19 protein-coding genes are annotated in these 26,519 nt (G+C 61.4%); 5 read left to right on the forward strand and 14 right to left on the reverse strand.

From position 1 onward, the window contains the following. Positions 1-33 precede the first annotated feature (33 nt). Positions 34-5,490, forward strand: coding sequence for an alpha-2-macroglobulin family protein (locus RB548_RS29435; RefSeq protein WP_331375929.1), 5,457 nt, complete (start codon positions 34-36; stop codon positions 5,488-5,490). A gap of 8 nt (positions 5,491-5,498) precedes the next feature. Further along, positions 5,499-7,658: a penicillin-binding protein 1C gene (gene pbpC, locus RB548_RS29440; protein ID WP_331375930.1), complete on the forward strand. Its 2,160-nt coding sequence runs from the start codon at positions 5,499-5,501 to the stop codon at positions 7,656-7,658. A gap of 89 nt (positions 7,659-7,747) precedes the next feature. Here the strand turns inward: pbpC and RB548_RS29445 are convergent, their stop codons facing one another. Then, positions 7,748-8,053, reverse strand: coding sequence for a DUF982 domain-containing protein (locus tag RB548_RS29445; protein ID WP_331375931.1), 306 nt, complete (start codon positions 8,051-8,053; stop codon positions 7,748-7,750). 290 nt (positions 8,054-8,343) lie between these two features. Here RB548_RS29445 and RB548_RS29450 point away from each other — a divergent pair, with 290 nt between their 5' ends. Both RB548_RS29450 and RB548_RS29455 read left to right on the forward strand, forming a co-directional pair. After that, positions 8,344-8,823 carry an Hsp20 family protein gene (locus RB548_RS29450; protein WP_331375932.1) on the forward strand — a complete coding sequence of 160 codons (480 nt, stop codon included), beginning with the start codon at positions 8,344-8,346 and terminating at the stop codon, positions 8,821-8,823. Between the two features lie 107 nt (positions 8,824-8,930). Next, positions 8,931-9,443, forward strand: a complete 513-nt coding sequence (locus RB548_RS29455; protein ID WP_331375933.1) for an Hsp20/alpha crystallin family protein — start codon at positions 8,931-8,933, stop codon at positions 9,441-9,443. Positions 9,444-9,507: 64 nt separating this feature from the next. On the opposite strand, the gene RB548_RS29460 is transcribed toward RB548_RS29455, so the two are convergent. The 4 genes from RB548_RS29460 to gcl form a co-directional block, all read right to left on the reverse strand. Continuing rightward, positions 9,508-10,776, reverse strand: a complete 1,269-nt coding sequence (locus RB548_RS29460) for a glycerate kinase type-2 family protein (RefSeq protein WP_331375934.1) — start codon at positions 10,774-10,776, stop codon at positions 9,508-9,510. Between the two features lie 106 nt (positions 10,777-10,882). Next, a complete protein-coding gene (glxR, locus tag RB548_RS29465; RefSeq protein WP_331375935.1) occupies positions 10,883-11,767 on the reverse strand; it encodes a 2-hydroxy-3-oxopropionate reductase in 885 nt (294 codons plus the stop codon). Between the two features lie 5 nt (positions 11,768-11,772). Continuing rightward, entirely contained in the window at positions 11,773-12,588 is an 816-nt protein-coding gene (gene hyi, locus RB548_RS29470; protein WP_331375936.1) for a hydroxypyruvate isomerase, read from the reverse strand. Between the two features lie 77 nt (positions 12,589-12,665). After that, a complete protein-coding gene (gcl, locus tag RB548_RS29475) occupies positions 12,666-14,450 on the reverse strand; it encodes a glyoxylate carboligase (protein ID WP_331375937.1) in 1,785 nt (594 codons plus the stop codon). Positions 14,451-14,622: 172 nt separating this feature from the next. Between gcl and RB548_RS29480 the strand changes: the two genes are divergently transcribed. Beyond that, on the forward strand, positions 14,623-15,444 hold the full coding sequence (locus tag RB548_RS29480) for an IclR family transcriptional regulator (RefSeq protein WP_331375938.1): 822 nt from the start codon (positions 14,623-14,625) through the stop codon (positions 15,442-15,444). Between the two features lie 72 nt (positions 15,445-15,516). Here the strand turns inward: RB548_RS29480 and RB548_RS29485 are convergent, their stop codons facing one another. The 9 genes from RB548_RS29485 to RB548_RS29525 form a co-directional block, all read right to left on the reverse strand. After that, the gene (locus tag RB548_RS29485) at positions 15,517-16,557 is read right to left on the reverse strand and encodes a LysR family transcriptional regulator (RefSeq protein WP_331375939.1); all 1,041 of its coding nucleotides are present in this window, start codon (positions 16,555-16,557) and stop codon (positions 15,517-15,519) included. A gap of 8 nt (positions 16,558-16,565) precedes the next feature. Beyond that, positions 16,566-18,365, reverse strand: a complete 1,800-nt coding sequence (locus RB548_RS29490) for a thiamine pyrophosphate-binding protein (RefSeq protein ID WP_331375940.1) — start codon at positions 18,363-18,365, stop codon at positions 16,566-16,568. 63 nt (positions 18,366-18,428) lie between these two features. Continuing rightward, a complete protein-coding gene (locus RB548_RS29495) occupies positions 18,429-19,430 on the reverse strand; it encodes a Bug family tripartite tricarboxylate transporter substrate binding protein (RefSeq protein WP_331375941.1) in 1,002 nt (333 codons plus the stop codon). A 192-nt stretch (positions 19,431-19,622) separates the two neighbouring features. Then, positions 19,623-21,101: an aldehyde dehydrogenase family protein gene (locus tag RB548_RS29500; RefSeq protein WP_331375942.1), complete on the reverse strand. Its 1,479-nt coding sequence runs from the start codon at positions 21,099-21,101 to the stop codon at positions 19,623-19,625. A 52-nt stretch (positions 21,102-21,153) separates the two neighbouring features. Then, positions 21,154-22,449: an amidohydrolase family protein gene (locus tag RB548_RS29505; RefSeq protein ID WP_331375943.1), complete on the reverse strand. Its 1,296-nt coding sequence runs from the start codon at positions 22,447-22,449 to the stop codon at positions 21,154-21,156. Positions 22,450-22,496: 47 nt separating this feature from the next. Beyond that, positions 22,497-23,045 carry a hypothetical protein gene (locus RB548_RS29510; protein WP_331375944.1) on the reverse strand — a complete coding sequence of 183 codons (549 nt, stop codon included), beginning with the start codon at positions 23,043-23,045 and terminating at the stop codon, positions 22,497-22,499. Further along, positions 22,972-23,337 carry a Rieske (2Fe-2S) protein gene (locus RB548_RS29515; RefSeq protein WP_331375945.1) on the reverse strand — a complete coding sequence of 122 codons (366 nt, stop codon included), beginning with the start codon at positions 23,335-23,337 and terminating at the stop codon, positions 22,972-22,974. Before RB548_RS29515 ends, RB548_RS29510 begins: the two co-directional genes overlap by 74 nt. 447 nt (positions 23,338-23,784) lie before the next feature. Next, a complete protein-coding gene (guaD, locus tag RB548_RS29520; RefSeq protein WP_331375946.1) occupies positions 23,785-25,134 on the reverse strand; it encodes a guanine deaminase in 1,350 nt (449 codons plus the stop codon). Continuing rightward, positions 25,131-26,369, reverse strand: coding sequence for a urate hydroxylase PuuD (locus tag RB548_RS29525; RefSeq protein ID WP_331375947.1), 1,239 nt, complete (start codon positions 26,367-26,369; stop codon positions 25,131-25,133). The genes guaD and RB548_RS29525 overlap by 4 nt, the downstream gene beginning before the upstream one ends. Between the last annotated feature and the right edge of the window lie 150 nt (positions 26,370-26,519).

Genomic DNA, 26,519 nt, shown 5'->3' on the forward strand with positions numbered 1-26,519 from the left:
TCGAGACGGGCAGCATTGGGAGGACCTAAGTCTATGCGCGCGTTTGTCGGCCTTTCCACCCTTCTTCTCGCGCTCGTTTCCCTCGGCTCGCCTGCCGCGGCAGCCGAAACGAACCGCACCGTCGAGATTACACAAGACGGCGACTATTTCGGCTTCGATCTCCGCACCGAGCAGAACGTCTCGCTTCAGCAATGTGAGACCGCCTGCATCGCCGACCAGTCCTGCCGCGCCTTCACCTACAATCCAAAGGTGAAGTGGTGCTTCCTGAAATCCGACTTCAATCAGTTGAACACCTTCAAAGGGGCGATCGCCGGCAAGGTTGTCGAGACGGGCAACAACGAGCCCGATATCGGCGCCCCACCACGCCTCTCCTTCATCTCGGACGATCTCCTGCAGCAGGCGCGTGACGTCAAGGCGAACCTTGCGCTCACCGAAGATCAGCAGGGTTTCGGTGTCAACGGTCTGATCGAAGCAGCCCGGAACGAGTTGACAGCCGGCAACTTCGTCTCTGCGCTCAAGGCCTTCCGCGGCGCGCTGGCGATCGCCCCGGAGGACGGGGAGTTGTGGGTCGAGACGGCGCGCACGGCAAACCGGTTTACCGGCGGCACAGATTTGGCGAGCGAGGCGGCGCTCGCCGCGCTCAACGGCTATCAACTGACGAGGACCGCCGAAGGTCGGGCCGATGCGCTGGCCGTTCTCGCCCAAGCGCTTGACAACTTACAGAACTATCGAGCGGCGCTCCAGGCCTACAAGGCGAGCCTCGAACTCGTGCAGGCGAAGACGGTCGAAACGGCCTACCTGGACCTCAAGGCGCGGCAGGGTTTTCGCGTCACCGAGCATACAATCGATGCAGACAGCGCCAGCCCGCGCGCCTGCGTCCAGTTCTCCGAACAGCTCGTCAAGAGTGGAGCGGACTATGCCTCTTTCGTCACCCTCGACGGCAAGGCCCCCAAGGCGGTCGAGGCCAAGGGAAACGAGATCTGCGTCGAGGGGCTGTCCCATGGGCAGCGCTACAAGCTGGCGCTGAGGCCGGGCCTGCCCTCCTCCGTCGACGAAGTCATCGAGACGCCCGTCAGCCTCGATATCTATGTCAAGGATCGCTCGCCGATGGTGCGCTTTACCGGCGACAGCTTCGTGCTGCCGTCGACCGCGCGGCGCGGCATTCCGATCGTCTCGGTCAATACCGAGAGCGCAAACCTCAAGCTCTATCGCATCGGCGACCGCAGCATCTCTTCATTGCTGACGAACTCGCAATTCCTGACGCAGATAGACGGCTACAGCGAAGAGCGCATCAAGGACGAAAGCGGCGAACTCGTCTGGCAGGGCAGCATCGACATCGACACCGAACTCAACAAGGAAGTGGTGACCAGCTTCCCGGTGGATGAAGCGTTGCCCCAACGCAAGCCCGGCGTCTACGTGCTGACGGCGGTCTCGGGGACCGGCCTCAGTCAGGATTGGGACGCCCGCGCCACCCAATGGTTTGTCGTCTCCGACATCGGCATCTCGACCTATGCCGGCACGGACGGGCTCACCGTCTTCGCCCGCTCGCTCGCGAGCGCCAAGCCGCTCGACGGCGTCGAACTGCAACTCGTCGCGAAGAACAATGAAGTGCTCGGCACCGCAACGAGCGACGCGGAGGGCAAAGCGACTTTCGCGGCCGGCCTGATGCGCGGCACGGCAAGCATGACGCCCGCCGTCATCACGGCGAAGAAGGCCGACGCGGACTACGTCTTTCTCGACATGACGCGCGCCGGCTTCGATCTTTCCGACCGCGGCGTCACCGGCCGCGCAGCGCCGGGCGCAATCGACCTTTTCGCCTGGACCGAACGTGGCATTTATCGCGTCGGCGAGACGGTGCATGCGGCAGCGCTGGCCCGCGACGTGAACGGCGTCGCGATCGAGAACCTGCCGCTGACCTTCGCCTTCCTGCGCCCGGATGGCGTCGAGGATCGGCGTATGGTGAGCAATGGCGGCAAGCTCGGCGGCCACACGCTCGATCTCCCGATTCCGGAAAACGCCATGCGCGGCACCTGGACCATGCAGATCTTCGCCGATCCGAAAGGGTCCGCGATCGGCGAGAAGCAATTCCTCGTCGACGACTTCGTGCCTGACCGCACCGAGTTCGATCTGACGAGCGGGGCAAGCGAGATCACCGTTGGCACGCCGGTGCCTGTTTCTGTTGAAGGTCGCTTTCTCTACGGCGCGCCCGCAGCCGGGCTGACGCTCGAGGGCGAAGTCTCGATCAAGCCGACGCGCGAGAGCGCTGCCTTCAAGGGCTACTTCTTCGGCCTTGCCGACGAGGAAGCGAGCGAAGACACGCGCTTGCCGCTCGAGGCGCTGGAGCCGCTGAACGAGGACGGTAAATCCGTATTCGACGTCGATCTGACCGAGGTCCCCTCAACGACGCAACTGCTCAACGCCGATGTCACCGTGCGCATGCGCGAAGCCGGCGGCCGCGCCGTGGAGCGCTCGCTGACGCTCCCGGTCAAGCCGGAAGGGCCGAAGATCGGCATCAAGCCGGAGTTTTCGGGCGACCTTGCCGAAAACGCGGTCGGGCAGTTCCACGTGATTGCGGTCGGCGAGGACGGCGCGAAAATGCCGATGTCCGGCCTCCTCTGGAAGCTGATCAGCGTCGAACGCAATTACCAATGGTATCGGGACGGAAGCGCCTGGAAATACGAGCCCGTCATCTCGACGAAACAGGTGGCGAACGGTACCGTCGACGTGACAGCGGACGGCGCCGAGATCGCCGTGCCGGTCGGCTGGGGCCGCTACCGCCTCGAGATCGAGACGGCTGCAATCGATGGTCCCGCCTCCAGCGTCGAGTTCGATGCGGGCTGGTATGTCGAAGCGAGCTCGACGGAAACGCCGGACGGGCTGGAGATCGCGCTCGATAAGGAGAGCTACGCGATCGGCGAGACTGCGAGACTCAAGGTCTCGCCGCGCTTTGCCGGCGAATTGTTGGTCACGGTCGGCACGGAAGGCCTGATCACGACGAAGACCGCGACCATTGCCGAGACGGGCGGCGAGGTCGAATTGCCCGTGACCGCCGAGTGGGGCGGCGGTGCCTATGTCACCGCGGCGCTCTATCGCCCCGGAGATGCCCAGGAGAGTCGCATGCCGATGCGCGCCATCGGCCTCAAGTGGCTCGCGGTCGATCCGGCGGAGCGCAAGCTTGCAGTCACGCTCGACGCGCCGGAGAAGATGCAGCCGGGCCAACCCCTCGGCGTCAACCTCAAGGTACGCGGCGCAGGCGCCAACGAGGACGCCTACGTCACTATCGCCGCCGTCGATGTCGGCATTCTCAACCTCACACGCTACGAGGCACCCGATCCGGACGGCTGGTACTTCGGCCAAAGGCAGCTCGGTCTCGAAATCCGCGATCTTTACGGCCGCTTGATCGACGGATCGCTCGGCGCCACCGGCCGTTTGCGCACCGGCGGCGACGGCGGGCAAATGCCGCTGCAAGGCAGCCCGCCGACCGAAAAGCTGGTTGCCTTCTTCTCGGGGCCGGTCAAGCTCGATGCCGACGGCGAGGCGAAGGTCAGCTTCGATATCCCGCAGTTCAACGGCACGGCGCGGGTCATGGCCGTTACCTGGACGAAATCCGGTGTCGGACACGCGGTGAAGGACGTCGTGATCCGCGATCCGGTCGTGGTGACCGCAAGCCTGCCGAAGTTCCTGGCCCCCGGAGACCGCGCGGAACTCAGGCTCGACATCGCCAACACGGATGCACCTGCCGGCGACTACCGATTGCAGGTGACGACCAGCGGTCCCGTAACCGTGGAACAGACCGGCGCAGCCGAGACCGTGCATCTTGGCGCCGGCGGCAAGACCGCCGTGACGCTGCCGCTGGCGGCCCAACATCCCGGAAACGGGCTCGTCACCGTGGCACTTTCCAACGCCTCCGGCTTGACGATCGAACAGGCATTGAACGTTCCGGTCCGACCGGCCGCACTGCCGGTCACCCAGCGACAGGTGGTCAATATCGCTGCCGGCAGCAGCCTGACCGTGGATGACCAGTTGCTCGCCGACAGCCTGCTGCAGGGCGCTTCCGTCAGTCTCAACGTCACGCGCTCGGCCGCCTTTGATATTCCAGCGCTCCTGATGACGCTCGACCGCTATCCCTACGGCTGTGCGGAACAGACGACGAGCCGCGCTTTGCCGCTGCTCTATCTCAGTGAACTCGCAAAACAGTCCGGCCTTGCCGACGACGGCGAGGTGACGAAGCGGGTTCAGGAGGCGATCTACCGCGTCCTTTCCTACCAGTCTTCCTCCGGCAGCTTCGGCCTCTGGGGGCCCGGTTCGGGCGACCTCTGGCTCGACGCCTATGTGAGCGATTTCCTGACGCGGACGCGCGAACAGAAATACGACGTGCCCGAACAGGCGATGGTGCAAGCGCTCGAAAATCTCCAGAATGCGCTGAGCTATGAAACCAACGTCAAGGACCGCGGCAACGAGATCGCCTATGCGCTCTACGTACTGGCCCGCAACCGCAAGGCGGCGATCAGCGACCTTCGCTATTACGTCGACACGATGCTCGACGATTTCCCGACGCCGCTCGCCAAGGCGCATATCGCCGCGGCGCTGGCGCTCTACGGCGATGCGGCCCGCTCGCAGGATATCTTCGCGGCGTCCTTGAACATGTCGACCGGTTCGGGTCTCGTCAAAGTCAGCCTCGCCCGGTCCGACTACGGCTCGTCGCTGCGCGACGATGCCGCGGTGCTGGCGCTGGCCGCCGAAAGCCGCCCCGTACCGGCGATCATTCCGGAACTTTCCAGGATTGTCGCGAGGGAGTGGCAGCAGGCGCAATATACCAGCACCCAGGAACAGACCTGGATGCTGCTTGCAGCACGCGCGATCCAGGGCGGTGACGAGGACATGAAACTCGACATCAACGGCGCGGCGCGCACCGGCAGTTATGCCGCACGCATCACGGGGGACGCGCTCATCGAGCATCCGGTCGTCATTCGCAACAACAGCGCCGACGCGGTCTCCGCCGTGGTGACGACCGTCGCGGCTCCCGCCCAGCCACTTTCAGCCGGCGGTGATGGCTTCGCGATCGAGCGCACCTATTACACGCTCGACGGCGCCGAGGCCAATGTCAGCGAAGCGCGGCAAAACGAGCGCTACGTCGTCGTGCTCAAGGTAACGGAGAGCAACGACTGGCCGTCGCGCGTGCTGATCACCGACCTGTTGCCGGCCGGTTTCGAGATCGACAATCCGAGCCTGGTCGACAGCGCGCAGCTCACAAACTTCGAATGGATCGGCGAAGTCGAGGCCGCCCATACCGAGTTCCGCAGCGATCGCTTCGTGGCGGCCTTCGATCGGTCGACCGGCGATAGCCGGGAGATCACGCTTGCCTATGTTGTGCGCGCCGTAACCCCCGGCACCTATGATCATCCGGCGGCAAGCGTGGAGGACATGTACCGGCCGCAATTCTCGGCGCGAACGGCAACCGGCCGCATGGAGGTGCTGGCAGCCCAGTAGGACGCGCGATGTTCTTCCGGCAGCTACTTGAACGGATAGGGGGGAGTCGTAGCGGCACGGTCAAACCCGATTGTTTTCGACATCCCCACCGCCTTGGCGCGATTTTTGTCGCGCTGCCGATCGTCCTCGTCCTGACCGCATTCGCAGCCCTCGGCCTCCAATGGGCGGACAAGACCTTTCCGCCGCCGCTCGATGAGGCCGACACCGTCTCGGCCGAAGTGCTGGACAAGGACGGGCGTCTGCTGCGCGCCTTTGCGACCAAGGATGGTCTGTGGCGGCTGAAAACCACCGTCGACGATGTCGACCCGCGCTTTCTGAACATGTTGATCGCCTATGAGGACCAGCGCTTTCGGGAGCACCACGGCGTCGACCCCTTGGCGCTCGGCCGTGCGGCGCTGCAGTTCGTCACAAACGGTCGCATCGTTTCCGGCGCATCGACGCTCTCAATGCAGGTGGCAAGACTGATCGAGCCGCGCCGGGAGCGGACGCTGCCGGCGAAACTCCTGCAACTCGCACGCGCCATCCAGATCGAGCGTCGCCTCAGCAAGGACCAGATCCTCGATCTCTACCTCACCCATGCGCCCTATGGCGGCAATCTCGAAGGCGTGCGCGCCGCGAGCCTTGCCTGGTTCGGCAAGGAACCGCGCCGTCTCTCGGTCGCGGAAGCCGCGCTTCTCGTCGCGCTGCCGCAATTGCCGGAAAAGCGTCGCCCCGACGGCAATCTCGCCGCCGCCGAAGCCGCCCGCGAACGGGTTCTCGGCCGTGCGGCGGTCGCCAAGGTGATCGGTGAAGGCGAAGCGGAACGGGCGGCGTTGGCCGCCATACCGACCCGGCGCCTTCAGCTTCCGGCCCATGCGGCACATCTCGCCGAATTGGCGCTTCGCAAGGAGCCGAAGATCCTCCAGCACCATACGACGCTGCGTCGCGACATTCAGCGCGGGCTCGAAGCGGTTGCGCGCGAGGGAGCGGCGAAGCTCGGGCCGAAGGTCTCCGTCGCCATGGTGATGGCCGACGTCCGGAGCGGCGAGATTGTCGGCGAGGTTGGATCGGCCGACTATTTCGACGCAAGCCGCGCCGGATGGATCGACATGACGCGGATCACCCGCTCGCCGGGATCGACGTTGAAGCCCTTCATTTACGGGCTTGCCTTCGAGGAGGGCTTGGTCGCCCAGGAAACCATCATCGAGGACCGGCCGGCGGACTTCTTCGGCTATCGCCCGCGCAATTTCGACATGAGCTATCAGGGCGACGTCAGCATCCGGCAGGCGCTGCAGCTCTCCCTCAACGTGCCGGCGATCCGGCTCCTCGACGCGGTCGGCCCCGCCCGGCTGATGGTCCGCTTCCGCCGCGCCGATGTGCGGCCTGCCCTACCGCCCAATGAGGCACCGGGGCTCGCGATCGGCCTCGGTGGCGTCGGCATCACCCTGCGGGACCTCGTTCAGCTTTACGCTGGCCTGGCCAATCGCGGCTGGCCGGTGCGGCTTGGCGACGGCATTGAGGGCAAGGCGGGCCTGATCGATGGCGAAGCCGTGCTCTCGACCGTTGCCGCCTGGCATGTCGCCGACATCCTCTCAGACGTATTGCCGCCAGCAGGCAGCCGGCAGCGCGGCATCGCCTACAAGACGGGTACCAGCTACGGCTATCGCGATGCCTGGTCCGTTGGCTTCGACGGCCGCTACGTGCTGGGTGTTTGGGTCGGGCGCCCGGACAACGGCGCAGTCCCAGGATTAACCGGTTACGCTGCCGCCGCACCAATCCTGTTCGAAGGCTTCGCCAAATCGGGGATCGCCATCACACCGCTGCCGGATCCCCCGGCCGGTGCCGTTCGAATTGCGCAGGCCGACCTCCCGATCAGCCAGCGGCGTTTTTCGATGACCGCGAGCGGCTTGCTTTCGGCATCGGCGCGCGAGCCGGCGCCGCAGATCGTCTTTCCGCCGGAGGGCGCCCGTGTGGAACTTGGCGCGACCACCAGTGAAACGATGATGCCGTTGACCCTCAAGTTGCAAGGCGGTCGCGCCCCGTTCCGATGGCTCGCCAATGGCCGGCCGTTGCCCGATGTCACCCGCCGGCGCACCAGCCAGTGGCTGCCGGACGGCAGTGGCTATTCCACTCTCACCGTCATCGATGCCGTCGGGCGGGCGGCAAGCGTTCGCGTTTTTGTGGAGTAATGCCGTTTCCGGATCACTGAACGGCATCAAGCCTTCGCGTCCATTCACCGAGCGTCGGCTTGAACCGGTGGACGGCGCCTCACCCTGTCTCACGCACGCCGGGTTGCTTTGCCGTCAGCCGCCTGCTGATGCGATCCATGACCGGTCATCACGATCGGCATTGCGGCCTCAACGCAGGCAGCGACGAAAGCCTCTCGGGCGACCGCGGCCGGCGTCATCCGTTTGAGCGCGCCGCGGCACGTGCGCACCGCACGTTCGTAACGCTGGCCGTTGCGTAGCGGCCACTCGTTTTCGAGAAAATCCAGGGCTTCATATACGGAATTGAAGGTATGCTTGATGCCACTTGAAAGGCGTACGGTGAGGGGGGTCGTCCACGGAATCTCATTGAGAAGCATTTCTTCCTCCTTTCGCATGCCCCAATGGATATATTCAGAGAGATATTGGCGCCGATCCTGGAAAATCAAGGCGAGCGCGCGTCGAAATTTTTCTCGATATTACAAAGACTTACCTCTACCTCCTTCCTTGCCGCCCGATCACCCGGCCGGCCGCTCGCACAACCCCTTGAAAACTCTGCGGAAGTCACTAAATCGCAATTACGGGCCGCCTTTCGGGGTCCGCAGTCGAGGGGCATCGTCCTCTTCGACGCTGCTCCTCATCGTCCATGTTGCTCAAGGAGGATATGGCTATGAGAACAACACTCGACTTTTCGCCCCTGTCCCGGTCAAGCGTCGGATTCGACCACGTTTTCGACTTGCTTGACGCAGCGAGCCGTCTGGCGCCAACCGATAATTGGCCGCCCTACGACATCCTCCGCGTCGGCGATAATCAGTATCGCATCATCGTGTCGGTCGCCGGCTTCGCGCCGGACGAGATAACGGTTACGCATGAACCGCAGTTGCTTGTCGTTCGCGGCGAAAAGGCCGGCGAGGACAAGGCTGAGTATATCTATCGCGGTATTGCTGGCCGCAATTTCGATCGCCGCTTCCAGCTGGCTGACCACGTGACGGTCACAGGTGCCAATCTCGCGAATGGCCTGTTGGCAATCGATCTCGTCCGTGAGTTGCCCGAGCAGATGAAGCCACGCCGGATCGAGATCGAACAGGCCAAGGCCCTGCCCCCGATCGAGGACCACGAGCGGGCCGAAGGTGGCAAGCAGGCCGCCTAGAGCATCCCGCTTTAGGCGTCAGGGCAATCGCCTATGCCGAAAAATCGCCGAGGGCCGGCAAATACCCGCGCTTCGGCGGACAGCGATAAAAGAAAAAGGAGCTGACAATGAGCGTACGTGATCTCATTCCATGGGGCCGCGCCCAGGACCCCGTGCCCACATCCTATCGCGATGTCGAGCGCAATCCGTTCCTCATGCTTCACCGGGAAATGAACCGCCTGTTCGACGACGTCTTCCGCAATTTCGATCAACGGACGCCGTTTGCGTTCGTGACCCATCCGAGCTTCGGCGCCGGTTGGCCTAATGTCGAAGTCACCGACCGTGATAACGAGATCAAGGTCACAGCGGAGCTGCCCGGGCTCGAAGAAAAGGATATCGAGCTGTCCTTCGCCGAGGGCGTCCTGACACTGCGAGGCGAAAAGCGCGCCGAGAGCGAGGACAAGGAGAAGCAGTTTTCCGAACGCTATTACGGCCGTTTCGAACGGCGTATCCCGCTCGGATACGACATCGACGAAGGCAAGGTTAAAGCGACGTTCAAGAACGGGGTGCTGAGCGTTACGCTTCCGAAAACGGAGCAGAGCCAGAGCAAGTCCAAGCGTATTGCGATCGGGACCGAGTAAAAGCCGGTAGCACCCATCAGGCCCGGCGGCGGCTCAGAGGCCGCCAAGCCGTTTCGGCGCCACCCTACTGCACGAGGATGGCTCGGAAATCGTTGACATTGGTGCCCGTCGGTCCCGGTTTGAAGATATCGCCGAGTGCATCGAACGCGGTCCAGCTATCGTTGCGTTGGAGCAGTGCTGAGGGGTCCAGCCGCTGTCCTCTGAGCCGGGCAATCGTCGTGCTGTCGGCAAAGGCGCCGGCATTGTCTTCGGAACCGTCGATCCCATCGGTGTCGGCAGCGAGTGCAGAAACGCCATGAATGCCATCTATGCCGAGCGCCAGCGACAAGAGGAATTCGCCGTTGCGGCCGCCCTTGCCTTGTCCCTTGATCGTTACCGTCGTTTCGCCACCCGAAAGGACGACGACCGGCTTCGAGAACGGGCGGCTGCGGACGGCAACTTCGCGCGCGATTGCGGCATGGACGCGCCCGACTTCGCGCGCTTCGCCTTCGATCGCGTCGGACAGGATGATCGCTTCGATCCCGGCTTCGCGGGCGCGCGCGGCCGCGGCCTCCAGCGAGACGGCCGCCGAGGCGATCACGCGTACTTCGTTTCGGAGAAACCTTGGATCGGACGGCGTCGGCGCGTCCGCCGCATCCGTCGCCAACCACTGCATGACGTTTTCCGGCAACGACAGCCCGTAACGCTCGACGATCTTCAAGGCATCCGCGCGTGTGCTCTTGTCCGCGATCGTCGGACCGGAGGCGACGAGCGCCGGATCGTCGCCCGGGATGTCGGAGACGACAAGTGAAACGACTCTTGCAGGATAGGCAGCCGCCGCGAGCCTGCCGCCCTTGATTGCCGACACATGCTTGCGCACGCAGTTCATGGCGCTGATCGGCGCACCGGAGGCGAGAAGAGCGCGATTGACGACAATCTCATCCTGCAGCGACAGGCCGGGCGGTGGCGAAGGCAGGAGCGCCGAGCCGCCACCGCAGATTAGCGCCACGACCAGATCGTCCTTTGTCAGGCCGCGAACCTCGGCGAGAAGGCGTTTCGATGCGTGGAGCCCGCGTTCGTCCGGCACGGGATGCGCGGCTTCCAGCACCTCGATACGTTCGCAATGCACGCCGAAACCGTAGCGGGTGACGACGGCGCCGCTCAGCGGACCACGCCAAAGGTTTTCGAAGGCCCGCGCCATCTGCGCGGCACCCTTCCCAGCCCCGACCACAACGGTCCGCCCCTTCGGCCTCTCCGGCAGATTGGAGGCAATGACGAGCGCTGGATCGGCGGCGGCAACGGCCGAGGCGAACAGAGTTTCGAGAAAGGCGCGCGGGTCGGCGATCGGTGCCACGTTTATGTCTCCCAGAAATGAAGGGCGGCGGCCTCCTCACCGCCGCCCCACGGATGAACGTTTCACGCATTTCTTCGAAACCACGAAACGCTCTAACCCTTTGAAGCTACGCAACCTGATGGTTGGCCATCCGCTCGAGCGCCCGGACGAGACCGGAATGGTCGAGCCCGCTGTCGCCGTTGGCGGCGCAATTGTTGAAGAGTTCCTGGGTGGCCGCCGTGTTCGGCAGCGAGATGCCGAGGCTCTTTGCTCCCTGCAGCGCCAGATTGAGATCCTTCTGGTGCAGCGAGATGCGGAAACCGGGATCGAAGGTGCGCTTGATCATCCGGTCGCCATGGACTTCGAGAATGCGCGACGAAGCAAAGCCGCCCATCAGCGCCTCGCGCACCCGCGCCGGATCGGCACCGGCCTTGGACGCAAAAACCAGCGCTTCGGAGACCGCTTCGATCGTCAGCGCAACGATGATCTGGTTGGCAACCTTAGTGACCTGGCCGTCGCCGCAATCGCCGACAAGGGTGATGTTCTTGCCCATCAGCTTGAACAGCGGCAAGGCACGATCGAAGGATTCCTGCGAGCCGCCGGCCATGATGCTGAGCGAGGCGTTCTTCGCCCCGACTTCGCCGCCGGAAACCGGAGCATCCATGTATTCCGCGCCCGTTTCGCGGACCTTCCTGGCGAATTCCTTCGTCTCGATCGGCGAGATCGAACTCATGTCGATGACGAGCTTGCCCTTGCTGAGGCCGTAGAGGACGCCGTTCTCGCCGAAGAGGACATCCTTCACTTCCGGCGTGTCCGGCAGCATCAGGATGATCGTATCGACGGTCTCGGCGAGCGCCTTCGGCGTCTCGACGAATTGCAGACCGTTGTCGATGAGTTCCTGGCGCGGCGGGATGACGAATTTCGACGTGACGATCTTATGCCCGGCATCCTGCAAGTGACGCGCCATTGGCGTGCCCATGATACCCAGTCCAATGAAACCGATAGATGCCATCGTGCTTAGCTCCTGATTTTGATGATGTCTGCGGACTGCCTGCGCTTGCGCTCGGCACCCAGCCAGCCGAGGCCCTCGGCTGTCGTCGTCAGCGGCTTGTATTCGCAGCCGATCCAACCGTCGTAGCCGGCCGCTTCCAGCGCATCGAAGACGAAGGGGTAGTTGATCTCGCCGGTTCCGGGTTCGTTGCGGCCCGGATTGTCGGCAAGCTGGACGTGGGCGATGCGGCCGGCGAAACGCTTGTAGGTGCCGACCAATTCACCCTGCGTGCGCTGCTGGTGATAGAGGTCGTACTGGATGAGGAGGTTGTCGCTGCCAACCTCGTCGATGATCGAGGCCGCCTGCTCGACGGTGTTGAGATAAAAGCCCGGAATATCGAAGCGGTTGATCGGCTCGATCAGGAGGCGGATGCCGTGCTTGCCGAGTTCGGTTGCGGCGAGCTTCAGATTGGCAACCAGCGTCGTGCGCAGGATATTGTCGGAAACACCATCCGGCGCGATGCCGACCAGGCAATTGACCTGCCTGCAATCGAGTGCCGTCGCGTAGTCGATGGCGGCCGCAACCCCTTTGCGGAATTCGTCGATCCGGTCCGGCAGAATGGCGATGCCGCGCTCGCCGCGCGCCCAGTCGCCGGCCGGCAGGTTGTGCAGGACCTGCGTCAGGCCGTTGCGATCGAGCGCGGCGCGCAGTGCCATCTTCTCGAACTCATGGGGGAAGAGATACTCCACCCCCTCGAAGCCCGCCTTGGCGGCCAGCGAAAAACGATCGAGGAATGGCGCCTCGTTGAACAGCATGGTCAGGTTCGCAGCAAATCTCGGCATGCGATTACTCCTCCAGGAAGTTGGTGCGGGACGCGGGCGGAAAAACCGCACGCACTTTTCCTCGTCCCGCTGATGTTTCAGTCGAGAAGGGCGGCGATGGCCGTCGGCACGTCCTCGCCGCGCGCGGCGAGTTCCTCGAATTCGACGACGGCGTTGATGTCGGCGCCCATGGCGATGTTCGTCACGCGCTCGAGGATGAACTCGATGACGACCGGAACCCGATGTTCGTCCATCAGCGCCCGCGCCTTGTCGAATGCTTCGGCGAATTCATTGGGGCTGCGGACGCGGATAGCCTTGCAGCCGAGGCCTTCGGCGACCGCGACGTGGTCGACGCCGTAACCCTTCTCCGCATCGCCGGAGGCATTGATGTTGTCGAAGGCGAGGCTCACCTCGAAATCCATATTGAAGCCGCGCTGCGCCTGCCGGATGAGGCCGAGATAGGAATTGTTCACGACCACATGCAGGTAGGGCAGCTTGTGCTGCGCGCCGACGGCCAATTCCTCGATCAGGAACTGGAAATCATAGTCACCGGAAAGCGCGACGATCGGCCGGTCCGGGTCGGCCGCCCTGACGCCGAGCGCCGCCGGCAGCGTCCAGCCGAGCGGACCCGCTTGACCGCAGTTGATCCAGTTGCGCGGCTTGTAGACATGCAGGAACTGCGCACCGGCGATCTGGCTGAGACCGATGGTCGAGACGTAGCAGGTGTCGCGGCCGAAGGCCCGGTTCATTTCCTCGTAGACGCGCTGGGGTTTGAGCGGCGTCTGATCGAAGTGGGTCTTGCGCAGCATCGTGCGCTTGCGCTCGCGGCACTCTTCCGCCCAGCCCGACCAATCGCGCAATTTGCCGGCAGTCTTCCATTCGGTGGCAACGTCGAGGAAGAGCTTGAGCGCGGCTCCCGCGTCCGAGACGATGCCGAAATCCGGGGCGAAGACACGGCCGATCTGGGTCGGCTCGATATCGACATGGATGAACTTGCGTCCTTCCGTGTAGGTCGGAACGTTGCCCGTGTGACGGTTGGCCCAGCGATTGCCGACGCCGAGGACGAAGTCAGAGGCGAGCAGCGTCGCGTTGCCGTAGCGATGCGACGTCTGCAGGCCGCACATGCCGGCCATCAGTGGGTGGTCGTCCGGGATCGTGCCCCAGCCCATCAATGTCGGAATTACCGGAATCCCGGTGATCTCGGCAAATTCGACCAGCAGGTCCGAGGCGTCGGCATTGATAATGCCGCCACCCGCGACGATCAACGGCCGCTCCGCCTCGTTCAGCATGGCGATCGCCTTTTCGGCCTGCGCGCGGGTCGCCGACGGCTTGTAGGGCTCCAGCGGCGAATAGGTTTCCGGATCGAACTCGATCTCGGCGAGCTGAACGTCGACCGGCAGGTCGATGAGAACCGGGCCTGGTCGGCCGGAGCGCATCAGGTGGAACGCCTTCTGGAAGACGAAGGGGACCAGGGCCGGTTCCATGACGGTGACCGCCCATTTCGTGACGGCACCCGCGATTGCAGCGATGTCGACGGCCTGAAAATCCTCCTTGTCGAGGCGGGCGCGCGGCGCCTGGCCGGTGATGCAGAGGATCGGGATAGAATCGGCAGAGGCTGAATAAAGGCCGGTGATCATGTCCGTGCCGGCCGGCCCCGAGGTGCCGATGCAGACACCGATGTTGCCGTGCCTGGCCCGCGTATAGCCTTCGGCCATATGCGAGGCGCCTTCGACGTGACGGGCGAGAATGTGGCGGATCGACCCGCGGGCCTTCAAGGCCGAATAGAACGGGTTGATCGCAGCGCCCGGAACACCAAAGGCGCAATCGATTCCTTCCTTTTCCAGAAGATAAACTGCCGCGTCGACAGCGCGCATCTTGGCCATGGAAATTCCTCCTGTTTGAATTAGGACGATAATCCATTTTCTGATTTATTCAATTCATAAATGGAAATCATTTCCATATTATGGAAATAAAGATTTTCAACAAAAAGGAGAAAATCGAACGTAATCGCGATAGAGGAAGATGGACCAAAGCAACCGACTTGGAGACTGATTCATGGAGTTGACGGGCAAGGGAAAGCGCGGCCGCAAGGCCGCCGAGAATGCCGCACCTTCGTCCGTGCAAGTGCTGGATCGCAGCCTGGCGCTCCTGGCGATCGTTGCCGAAAACGACGACTCGACGCTGACTTCGCTTTCCGAGCGCACCGGCATGGCGCCTTCGACCGTGCACCGGCTGCTCACCTCGCTCGCCTCCCACGGCATGGTCATGAGCGACAGCGACACGGGGGTGTGGACCGTCGGCCTCAAGGCCTTCGAAATCGGCAATGCCTTTCTGCGCTTCCGCAAGCTCGGCACGATCAGCCGCCCGTTTCTGAAGCAGTTGATGGAGGCAAGCGGCGAAACGGCCAATATCGGCATCGAGGAAGGCGGCGATGTCGTCTTCATCTCCCAGGTCGAAAGCCATGCGCCGATGCGGGCTTTCTTCCGGCCGGGGCGGCGCGGTCCGGTCCACGCCTCGGGCATTGGCAAGGCGATCCTGTCGACCTGGTCCGACAAGGAAATCGGCCAGTTGATGTCAGGTCGGACCCTGACGCACTTTACCGAAAAGACACGCGATACGCTGCCCGGGCTGCTCCGGGACATTCAGGAAATACGGCTGCGTGGCTGGTCGATCGACGATGAGGAACACACGCTTGGCATGCGCTGCGTCGCCGCATCGATCTTCAACGAATACGGCGAGACGATCGCCGGCATATCGATCTCCGGCCCCTCGGTCCGCGTGACCGACGAGAAGCTCGCCATCCTCGGGCCGATGGTCAGGGAAACAGCCGACGCCCTGACACGCGCGATGGGCGGCAAGCGGCCGGAAGAACTATAGTCGCCGGAATGCAAATACCGGCGGCTGCGTTCATTGGCGAGCACCCCGCGGGCCGTTAATCATGCACCCGTACTATGAGAGCAGTCGTGCCCATGGTTTGACCAAGGCCAGATAGACATTCATCAGCTTCTGTAGATGATCGATCACACGCTGATCATCCAAAACCGGCACTTCGGAATGCTGACGAACCATATAGAGCGTACGGGTGAGGGCAGGCTTTATGATGCGACGGGCGACCAGTGTTCCTTCACGCACTTCTTTGGCGATCAAGCTATAGGGCATGATCATCGCCACTGTACCAAACGCGATTGAATCGATCGAATGAACTTCATGGGCAATGCGAACGTCGAGCGACAATCTCCTGGCTTCGCTTTCGACAATATGGCGCAGAACGCCGCGTTCGCCACCAATTGCAAGGTCGTATTGCAGAGCCTCTGTAAATTCGATGTTTTCTTCCTGTGCGGCTTGGTTCGAAGCGGTGATGAACAGAAGGTCCTCTTCCAAGACGGCCGTTCGTTTCAAGCCGGACCATTCACCTACATTGTTGAGGAATGCGACATCGACTTGTCCTGCCTCCAAAGCATGCAAAAGAGCTGGTGGTCGCTCTTCAACGACACGGACCGTGACATCTGGCATTGTTTGATCCGCATCGGCCAAGAGATCTTGGCCGAGTAGCGCTGACATTGTCCGACCGACGCCGAGCCGCAATTCAATCCGCTTGGCGGCCTTGAGCGCACGGACTTCGTTGGCTGCTTTTGCGACATCATCGAGAATATGCTGCGCATGCGTATAGAGAAGTCTACCCGCCGGGGTTGGAGTGATGCCGCGCGAATGCCGCACAAGCAATTCGATGCCAAGCTCACCTTCGAGCTGCTTGATCTGCGAGCCGAGCGCAGGTTGCGCGACGTTCAGCGTTTCGGCCGCAGCTGTCATGTTGCCAAGTTCGACAACCTTGCGGAAATAGGTCAACTGCCGAAAATTTATGTGACGTTCCTCCCAAAGTGTGACGACATTGCTCCTCGTCCGCACTTGAGGGATCAGTTCGCCCCTTTTTACCAAGACTACGGCGCATGCGTATTTTTTCACGCATGCGCCTTTCTTGACAAGCGTCAAGCGGTTGTTCAACCGGTGAACTGAGTAATCGTGTCGATCAGCGCGGGAACGCCACTTTTCACTTTGGCAATGGCACGTTCCAATGCCGGGCCAATGTCCGCCGGATCCTCGATTGGGCCTTCTGCATACCAGCCGCATCCTCGGGCCAGCGTTGCGAAATCGGGGGCAGGATCAAACAGGTCCATGCCGATGTGTGCACGGCTGACCGGCGTCCCGCGCTGTTCGGCCACGGTCACCTGGTGTTCCCAATCATTATAATAGGCGCGGTTGTTGTGCATGACGCAGAGGAACGGCACTTTGTGCTTGGCGGCGAACCAAAGCGCACCGACATCGAAGAGCAGATCGCCGTCCGTCTGGCAATTGACGACGAGGCGACCGGTGCCGCGATGCGCGAGGGCGATGCCAAGGGAAATACCGATCTGTGTTCCAGGACCGAGCCCTCGGCCTGCCCAGCGATAATGCTTGTCGAAATCCCAGAGCTTGGGTGCCCAGTCCTCGAACGGGTTCGTGGTTAGGACCCAGTCCTGATGCCTGATCTTCTCCCACACCTCGCTGGCAAGGCGCGGCAGTGTAATCGGGCTGGCATTCCAGTTCTCATGCGCTTGCTCACGCCACTTCGCGCGTTGGGCATCATGCATCCCGGCCACCGCGTGCGACCGTTCCTCTATACGCCTTGCAAGCCTTGTATCGTCCCTGGAACGTTTTGAAATCAGCGAGGTGAGCGCCGGCATTGCAAGGGCCGGATCGGCAAGCAGCCGCTGCGAACAGTCAGGATAGCGCTGATAGTCGGCTGCCCATTTGGAAATATCGATATCGGCAAAGCCGATGTCCAGCCACTCGCACTCCTTCGGGAAAAGTGGTTGCAATGTACGGTTGATCCGGTCGTTCACATGGGTCGGTCGCTCCCAGTCCCGGCAATCGAGCAAGGTGATAAGATCGGCCTGCTTGAAGACGTCTTTGCTCATGCGCATGTCGAGTGGGTGCTCAGTCGGGAAGTTCAGGCGCCATTGCGTGTCGACGACAGGCGCACTTAGCGCTTCGGCAAGCGCGACAGTATTGGAAAAGCCACTCGGATCGCAGCCAACGTATTGCGGCAACAACACCGGCCATTCGGCCGAAACGAGGCGGTCAGCGGCTTCTTCCAGCGCTTTCGGATCGGGTGCTATGCGGCTCGGTACCGTCGCCGAAGCTGGTGACGGCAAGGTAACCGGTGCGGCAAGGGGCGCTTCCTGCAGCGCGGCATCATAGACCATATAGATCGGACCGCGCGGCTCCGTCATCATGATCGAATAGGCGCGGGCAAAACTGTCGACGACACCGTCGATGCCACCTGGCTGGTAATCCCATTTGACGTAATCGCGCACCTGGGTGCCCTGAACATTGGCCGTATGAGCCCAATCGACACGGGGACGGCGCTTTCCTTCGTCCATCGGGCCGGTGGCGCCGATCAAGAAGACCGGCGCACGGTCAGTATAGGCGGTATAAACGCCGAGCGTCGCATGAAGCAGACCGACAACATTGTGGACGATCACGGCAAGCGGCTTACCTGTCGCCTTGGCATAGCCATGAGCGATCTCAACAGCGATCTTCTCATGCTGACAGACCAGCATTTCCGGCTCATTGCCATTGTGGTTGACAAGCGAGTCGTGCAGGCCGCGATAACTGGCGCCTGGATTGAGTGTGATGAAGGGAAAACTGTATTGCTTGATCAGATCGGCAATCACATCGGACTGCCATCCGAATGGTGCTGAACCTTCGCTCTCCTTCAGGGCCATGGCCTTCGGGTCGACCTTCTCCTGCATCGTCATGCTTTCCGCTCCTTTGGTAAGAAAATGAGCGGCGGAGGACCGCTCAACAGAGGCGTTTGCCGATCAGTCTTTCTTGAGGGCGTGTTTCAAAAACTCGACCATTTCCGGCGATTGATCGAGTGCCTTCTTGACCAGATCGGCGACTTCATCACCAACGGCCGGATCGAGCGGCAGGCCGAGCGTGTTGGCTTTGGCAATGAATTCCGGATCGGATATTGCTGCCGAATAAGCGTCCCGTAATGTCTTCAGGATGTCGCCAGGAATTCCCTCCGGACCGACGGTAAGGCGCGAGATGTCGCTCTGCGATTCAACGAGTGCAATCGCTTTTTGCGCTTCCTCGTTGTCGACCAACGTCGCCAACTGGGGAACATCGGTATCCGAGCCACCGATCTGCGCAAGGAACTTGCCATGGCCATCCTTGACGAAGGGTTCGAAGCTCGACCGCGAACTGATCACACCCTGTACTTCGCCCCGCATGATGGCGAGCTGGTCGTCATTGCCGCTGTAGCCGCTGATAACATCGATCGGCAGCTTCAAAGCGCTAACCAGGATCGTTGTGTTGACCTCCGACGCACTGCCTGTTCCCGAGGTGGAGAACTTCAGCTTCTTGTCGAGGTCCTGCAGTGCTTTGAAGTCCTTGATATTAGCATCAGCCGCTACGACAACCACGCGCGGGTCCGAGGCTGCTTTGCCGATCCACGACATCTTCGTAAGGTCGAACCTGACGCCTTCGTTCCCAGAGAGCTGGCTATAGACAAGCCCCGTGTTGAAGCTACCAATCGTTAGTCCGTCCGGCTTCGAGGCGGCGATGTAATTTGCGCCAAGCAGGTTGCCGGCCCCAGGCATGTTGCGCACGACAAAGGTCGAGCCCGGCAGGTGCTTCTGCATGAACTCGCAGACCAGTCGGCCATAGGTGTCATAACCACCGCCGGGTTCAGTCGCGATGATATAATTCACCGTTTTACCGTTGAAGTACTCTGGCCCCGATTGCGCTATGGCAATCGTCGCCCATCCACATGCAAGAAGAGCGGCACCAGCCGCGATGCCTCTCGAAAAAATGCTCATTGAACTCCTCCCTTTCGCTCTACACTGTTGCCGAAAACTTCGGCAACGTGGCTGCCCAGCCAGCCAATTCCTCCAAACGACAAGCCTCCCCGGCCGCGCAGATCCAATCCAACCGCGCTGCACACTCACGTTTTTTTTCAGATGATGATGGACACGTCCTCTGCTGTGCCGCTCACCACCAGGGGCAATTGCTCACGACGCCATTTGCGCCCGCGCCCCGGAGAAGTGGATGCTGATGTTCTTCTCCTGTGTCGCGGCAAGGAGTTCCTCGAGACACTCCTCGCGGCCCAGACCAGACTGCTTATAGCCGCCGAACGGCGCCCCGAGCACGTGCCGGCTGGTGTTGTTTACCCAGATATAGCCGGCCTGAACTGCCGCCGCCGTCCGATGCGCCTTTTCAAGGTCATTGGTGTAGATCGACGAGGTCAGCCCGTATTCGACGCAATTGACGTCTTTCAACATGGCTTCTTCGTCGGACCACCGGATAACCGACTGCACGGGGCCGAAGATCTCTTCCATGGCGATGCGCATCGATTGCTTCACGTCGACGAAGACCGTCGGCTCGATGAAACAGCCCTTTGCAAGCTCCGGATCATCGGGGCGTTTACCGCCATAGACGACGCGCGCTCCCTCCCGCTTGCCGATTTCAATATACCCAAGAACGTTTTTGTAGTGCTCGCGGCTAACCAGCGACCCCATAGTCGTTGCAGGGTCGGTTGGCAGGCCGGGCTTGAAACGGCTGATATATTTGCCGATGCGCTCAACAACGTCGTCATGAATGGCATCATGCAGAAAGAGGCGACTCATCGAGCCGCAGGATTGACCGCACCAAGCGTAGTTCATGCCGCTGACTGCTGCTGCCGCAACACGATCTGGATCGGCATCCGGAAAGGCGATGAGCGCATTCTTGCCTCCAAGCTCCAGCGCCACCTTCTTCAGAGTATCGGCTGCCGAACGCATCACCGCTCGGCCAGTCGGCACGCTGCCGACGAGCGAGACGGCCGCAATCGATGGATGCGATGACAAAACCTGGCCGAGCTCGCGACCGCCTGTCAGCACATTGAGCGTCCCGGCAGGGAAAAGCGGGCCGATCAATTCTGCAAGGCGGAGCCCTGACAGTGGCGCCTGCTCGGACGGCTTCAGGATGACGGCGTTGCCGGCGGCCAGGGCGGAGGCGATCTTGCTCGCGCAGAACTGGAATGGATGATTGAATGCCGTAATTCTGGCCACGACACCGAGCGGTTCCCTTACAGAGAAATTGACGGCATCCGGCCCGACCGGAATCGACGCTCCCTTCATCTCCGTCACGAGACCTGCAAAATATTCAAATCTTTGGACAGCCGAGACCGCATCCTTGGCCATCGGTGTCATCGGATTGCCACCATCGACCGCATCGAGCAAAGTCAGTTCTGGCCCGTGGCGGCGAATGACGGCCGCCGCTTCCTTCATGATCTTGGCCCGCTCAAGCGGCAGGACTTTGCGCCATTCTTCAAAACCCTTCTGCGCCGCAGCAATCGCCAATTCCGCATCTTCCAAGGTCGCATCCGGAACCGGACCGAGGTCCTCGCCGGTTGCCGGGCTGATGCTCTGCGTCACTCCGCCCTTGACGGGAGCGTGCCAACCACCGCCGTAGAAGAGTGCCCGCTCCCTCGGAAAAGCGATATCTCCCATTGCTTCCATTCCTCCCACATCAGCCCGACCGCCGATCGTTGACAATTTTTCCTCAAAGAACGGGTTGGGTCGGTGTCGGCTCCCGCAGCGGCGGCGTGGCGGTCGAACCCGTATAATTTCCATATTTGATCAGGTACTGCCGTTGCGCCTCATTGCGTGGCTCCAGCTTGAAGAGGCGGGCCGCCGTTCCACCGATGATGTTGTGCTTCGCCTTGTCGCTTAGGAAAGGGAGATCCCAAATGGTCGACGGCAAGTCGAAATCCCAGTGAGGATAGTCCGAGGCATACATCAGCTGCGTTTCGGCATTCATCATCCGAAACGTCGTTTCCAAGGCCTGTATATCCTGGATTTCCATCGGCTGCGTGGAATAGAACATGTCCCGCATGTAGTCCGACGGCTTCTTCTTCAGAAGCGGACATTCCGATGGACGGAGCATGAATTCATGATCGAGCTTCTGCATGAGGAAGGGGATCCATGCCAGACCGGATTCAATCCAGATGACCGGCAGCTTGGGGAAACGCTCGCCCATGCCGTTCACAACCCAGTTGGTGCAGTGCAGAATGCTGAACCAGCTAAAGCCGAGAGCATGCGCGGAAATAAAGCGGTTGCAGCTTTGGAAGGTTGAGGAGTTCCAGTTCGGCCCCGAATGGAAGGCAAGCGCAAGCCCACGCTCTTCCAGAGCCCGGTAGAGCTTCATATAGGCGTTGTCGTAGACGGCCATCTTCTCTCGGACGGAAGTGACCATGAAACCACCCACGCCCTTGCGGTCACCGAAGGTTTCCACCATGCGCAAACAGCCTTCCGGATCGCTGAAAGGCAGGCCCAGCATCGTATACATACGACCCTGCGATTCCGGCAGGACCTTCTCGGTCACCCAGCGGGCATAGGCCCAGGACAGTTCGAACTCCATCTCCTTCTGGGGATGCAGGCCGATATTCAGCATGCCCGTCGGGAAAAGGCATGAATAATCGACGCCCATTGCGTCCATCCAGCGGAAGCCGAGCTCGACATCCCGCTTCGGCCCCTTCTCGACGGGCGTCTTCTCTGACGACCGCATGGGATAACGGGTTACGCGCCCACCTATGTCCTGCCAGCCGTAGCCGACCGGCGAAATATGACCGCGTCCTTTCGTGCGGCTGGAAAGCGAGAGCTGTTTGAAGACCTCGTTTTCCATAAAGGGGATGATCTCGGAGAGGTTCTCATTCTCGTAATGATGCGCGTCGCAATCTACGATCAGCACATCTTCATATCTGCGGTCACGCGCCTGCTTGGCAGCATGATCGAGAAGCCTGGTCGTGTTCAAGTCTTCGATAGGGACGCGGCGGCCGCGATCGGAAATAAGGTCCATGGTGGCTTTGCTTTCAAAGAGATTGTCTGGCTGAGGCAAGCTGCGGATTATCGCGAACTCCAGCTCTGCCAGAGAGCGAACTCGAACACCTGCAGATCGACGGCTTTGAGCAGCGCACCGCACAGAACCATCGCATCGGTTGCCGTCACCATCGTCTGCTCGCTGAGCACGTCGAAATGATTGCCTCGTTCGTCATTTGCCGCGTAGAGCCGGCAAAGCGCGCTCATAAGCGCCTGCTGTGCACGAACATCGATGCGGCCAGGATCATCGGCGGAAACCGCCGCCTCGATCTCGGCCGCCACCGCCAGCATCGAAGCAGACAACTTATGGAGAGGCTGAGATTCAGGCGATGGTTGCGCCGGGATCCGGCGCAATAGCTCCACCTGCGGCGCTGCTGCCTCACCCTGCTTTTTGCGCTCCACGATCCGCGCCGCTTCGGTTCCCGATTCGATGCCTTTGAAAACAGCCTTCACGAAGGCGACCTTTTCCGCCGCATCGGGTTCACAGGCCGAGATCATGCGTTCAGACGACGACATAGATATCCTCCCCCTTCTGCAAGACTTGATATTTGCGCAAGCGGACTCTGCGATCGGCAATGTGCTGGCCGGTGCGCATATCGTATTCATAGCCATGCCAGGGACAGGCGAAGCTCATGTCCTTCTCGGAAAAGAAGAGACCCATTGATGTCTTGTCAGGTCGCAGGCGCTCCTCGACCCGCGCGATAATCAGCCCTTCGCAAGCCGGACCACCCTGGTGAACGCAGTAATTGCTATAGGCGAAAAAATCGCCCTCGTGCCTGAACACGCCGATTTCATCATCGCCGATCCGAATGATCCGCCGTTCACCGTCCTTGAATTCGAACGACTTACAGACGTATTGCTCGCCCAAAATTGACCTCCCTTGACCTCATGCTTTGGAGCACCGTTCATTTGCCGACATACTCGGCTTTGCTGCGGTACTCTGTTGGGCGCAGCATTCGACGGCGCCGCCGTTGCGTCCAGAACATTCGCTTTAGCTTAGCGATAGCTTTTTCTTTGGTCTGCGGTAGGCTTTTGAATTTATTGGGCAATTACAGAGAGTTCCAGCTTCGGGCGCACGTCTATCCGCGAATATGAAGACGGTCCTTGCCGGTGCACAGCTCTCCTTCAAGCCGCAAAAAATATCGGGTGACAGTCGCCGGCATATCGATGTTGGCCTTTCCGTAGAGATGACGGATGGAAAGCCCGCTATCGGCGGCTGATGGCGCGGGAGACCGCCGACGCCTTGACCGGTGCCGCAAGCGGCAAGCGGCCGGAACACAAGTCCCGGCCGGCACGGTTGTTTTCAAGATCGGGATCAGGCCGTTTCAAACATCCTCGCCGGAGAGGCGGTCATAGGCGCCTCGCGGGCACCGCGCTTCATCGGCTTGCCGGCGACATAGACTTCGGCCACCGAGCGATCGTCACCCATCGTCTGCAGGATAAAAAGCTCCTCGACCAGCGACGAGGCCACTTGCATCCGTAGCTCCATTGCGGGCTTCGCGCGGCTGTCGAGAACCACGATGTCCGCATCCGCACCGACATGCAGTGAGCCTATCGAATGTTCAAGCTCGAGCGCGCGGGCATTACCCAGCGTCATCATGTAGAACGAGTTGAGCGGCGACAGCCGCTGGCCCTGCAGATGCAGCACCTTGTAGGCCTCGTCCATGGTCTCCAGCATCGAGAAACTCGTTCCGGCGCCGACATCGGTGGCAACCGAATAGCGGGCGCCGAGCCTGTCGAAACGATCGCGGTCGAACAATCCGCTGCCGAGGAAGAGATTGGATGTCGGGCAGAAGACGCCGACCGCTCCGGTCTCGGCAAGCACGGAGATCTCGCGGTCGCTCAAGTAGATGCAATGGCCGAGCAGCGTCTTGCGACCGAGAAGATCATAGCGCGCGTAAATATCCGTGTAGTCCTTCGCCTCCGGATAGAGCGAAGTCGCGAAGGCGATCTCGTCCTTGTTTTCCGAAAGATGCGTCTGGACGTAACAGTCGAGATGCTCCGCCACGAGCGCCTGGCTCATCTCCATCTGCTCAGGCGTCGAGGTAATGGCGAAACGCGGGCTGATCGCATAATGCGCCCGGCCACGGCCATGCCACTTGTCGATCAGTCGCTTGGTCTCGTCGTAACCCTTCTGAGGCGTGTCGCGCAGTGCATCCGGCGCGTTGCGGTCCATCATCACCTTGCCGCCGACCATCAGCATGTTGCGCGCCTCGGCCGCGTTGAAAAAGGCGTCGACGCTTTCCGGATGCACGGAACAGTAGGCAACCGCCGTCGTCGTGCCGTTGGCGAGCAATTCGTCCATGAAACGGCTGGCGATGAAGGCGGCGTGCTCGGGCGCTTGGAATTTCTGTTCCTCGACGAAGATGTAGGTGTTCAGCCACTCCAGAAGCTGAGCGCCGTAGGAGGCGATCGCCTGCGTCTGCGGGAAGTGCAGATGCGTATCGATGAGACCGGGCAGGACGAGATGGGGACGATGGTCGGCGACCGTTGCGCCCTCGCCGGCCTGTTTCGCGACATCGCCATAGGCACCGATACCAGCAACCTTACCGTTCCGGACAAGCACGGCGCCATCCTCGAAAAAGCGGTAGGAGGCCGTATCGTCGATGCCCTCGGGCTCCCTGACGAAGGTCAGCACCCGGCCGCGGATCAGCAACTCACTCATTGAAGCTTTCCTTCCTTCACCGCCGTTTCATACCAGGAGGCCAGCAGGCGGCGTTCTTCTTCGGTTACACCGGTGACATTGGCAGGCGGCATGGCGTGCGAACGCCCGGCCTGCAAATAGATTTCTCGGGCATGCGCGACGATGTCGCTGTCGTTTTCAAGGACGACACCCTTCGGCGGTACGATGAGCCCCTCCCAGCCGGGTTCCTGGGCATGGCACATGGAGCACCGGCCGAGCACGGTGTCGCGCACCTTTTCGAAGTCCCCCGACGCGACGACGGCCTGTTCGGCCGTTGAAGCGCGGGCTTCGCCACCCTCGGAAAGAACCTTGGGCACGGTCGAAAGCCACATGATCACGATGAAAAGCACAGCGGTGACGAGCCACGTCCAGGTCGGGCTGCCCTTGCGGGCGTGCCGGGTGTTGAACCAGTGGCGGATCGTGACCCCCATCAGGAAGACCAACGAGGCGATCATCCAGTTGTACTGAGTGCCGAAGGCCAGCGGATAGTGGTTCGACAGCATCAGGAACAGCACGGGCAGCGTCAGGTAGTTGTTGTGGGTCGAGCGCTGCTTTGCCTGCTTGCCGAGTGCCGGATCGGGCGTCCGGCCCGCGATCAGATCGGCAACAACCTTCTTCTGGTTCGGAATGATGATGAAGAACACGTTCGCCGACATGATCGTCGCCGTGAAGGCGCCGAGGTGCAGGTAGGCGGCGCGTCCCGTGAAGAGCTGGGTGTAGCCCCAGGCGACGCCCACGAGCACGAAATAGAGCAGCACCATCAGCCGGGTGTTGTCGTTACCGAGCGGCGAGCGACAGACGGTGTCATAGGCGAGCCATCCGAAGGCAAGCGACGCGAGCGAAATTGCGATCGCCGTCGGCTTCGACACGTCGAGCACGTTCGGATCGATCAGATAGAGGTCCGCCCCGGCATAATAGACGAGAGCAAGCATGCCGAAGCCGGAGAGCCAGGTGACGTAGGACTCCCATTTGAACCAGATCAGATGCTCGGGCATGTTTTCCGGCGCCACCAGATATTTCTGGATGTGATAGAAGCCGCCGCCGTGGACCTGCCATTCCTCGCCATAGGCGCCGACCGGCAAGCCCTGCCGCTGTCTCAGACCCAGGTCGAGCGCGACGAAGTAGAAGGACGAACCGATCCAGGCGATGCCAGTGATGACATGTAGCCATCTCACGGCGAATGTCAGCCAGTCCCAAGCGATGGCAAATTCATACATGCAGCTCTCCCATTTTTCTGGGCGGCATTATGTGTCATTGCTTGGGCAGGGGAGAACGCCGCGCGACCACCAACTCTTTCAAAAAAAACTATAAAATCGAAGGAGCGCGGGTGCCTTATGCATGGCTCGTTAAATCGGAGTCGATTCGGG

This window comes from Sinorhizobium chiapasense, from assembly GCF_036488675.1.
GTDB lineage: Bacteria > Pseudomonadota > Alphaproteobacteria > Rhizobiales > Rhizobiaceae > Sinorhizobium > Sinorhizobium chiapasense.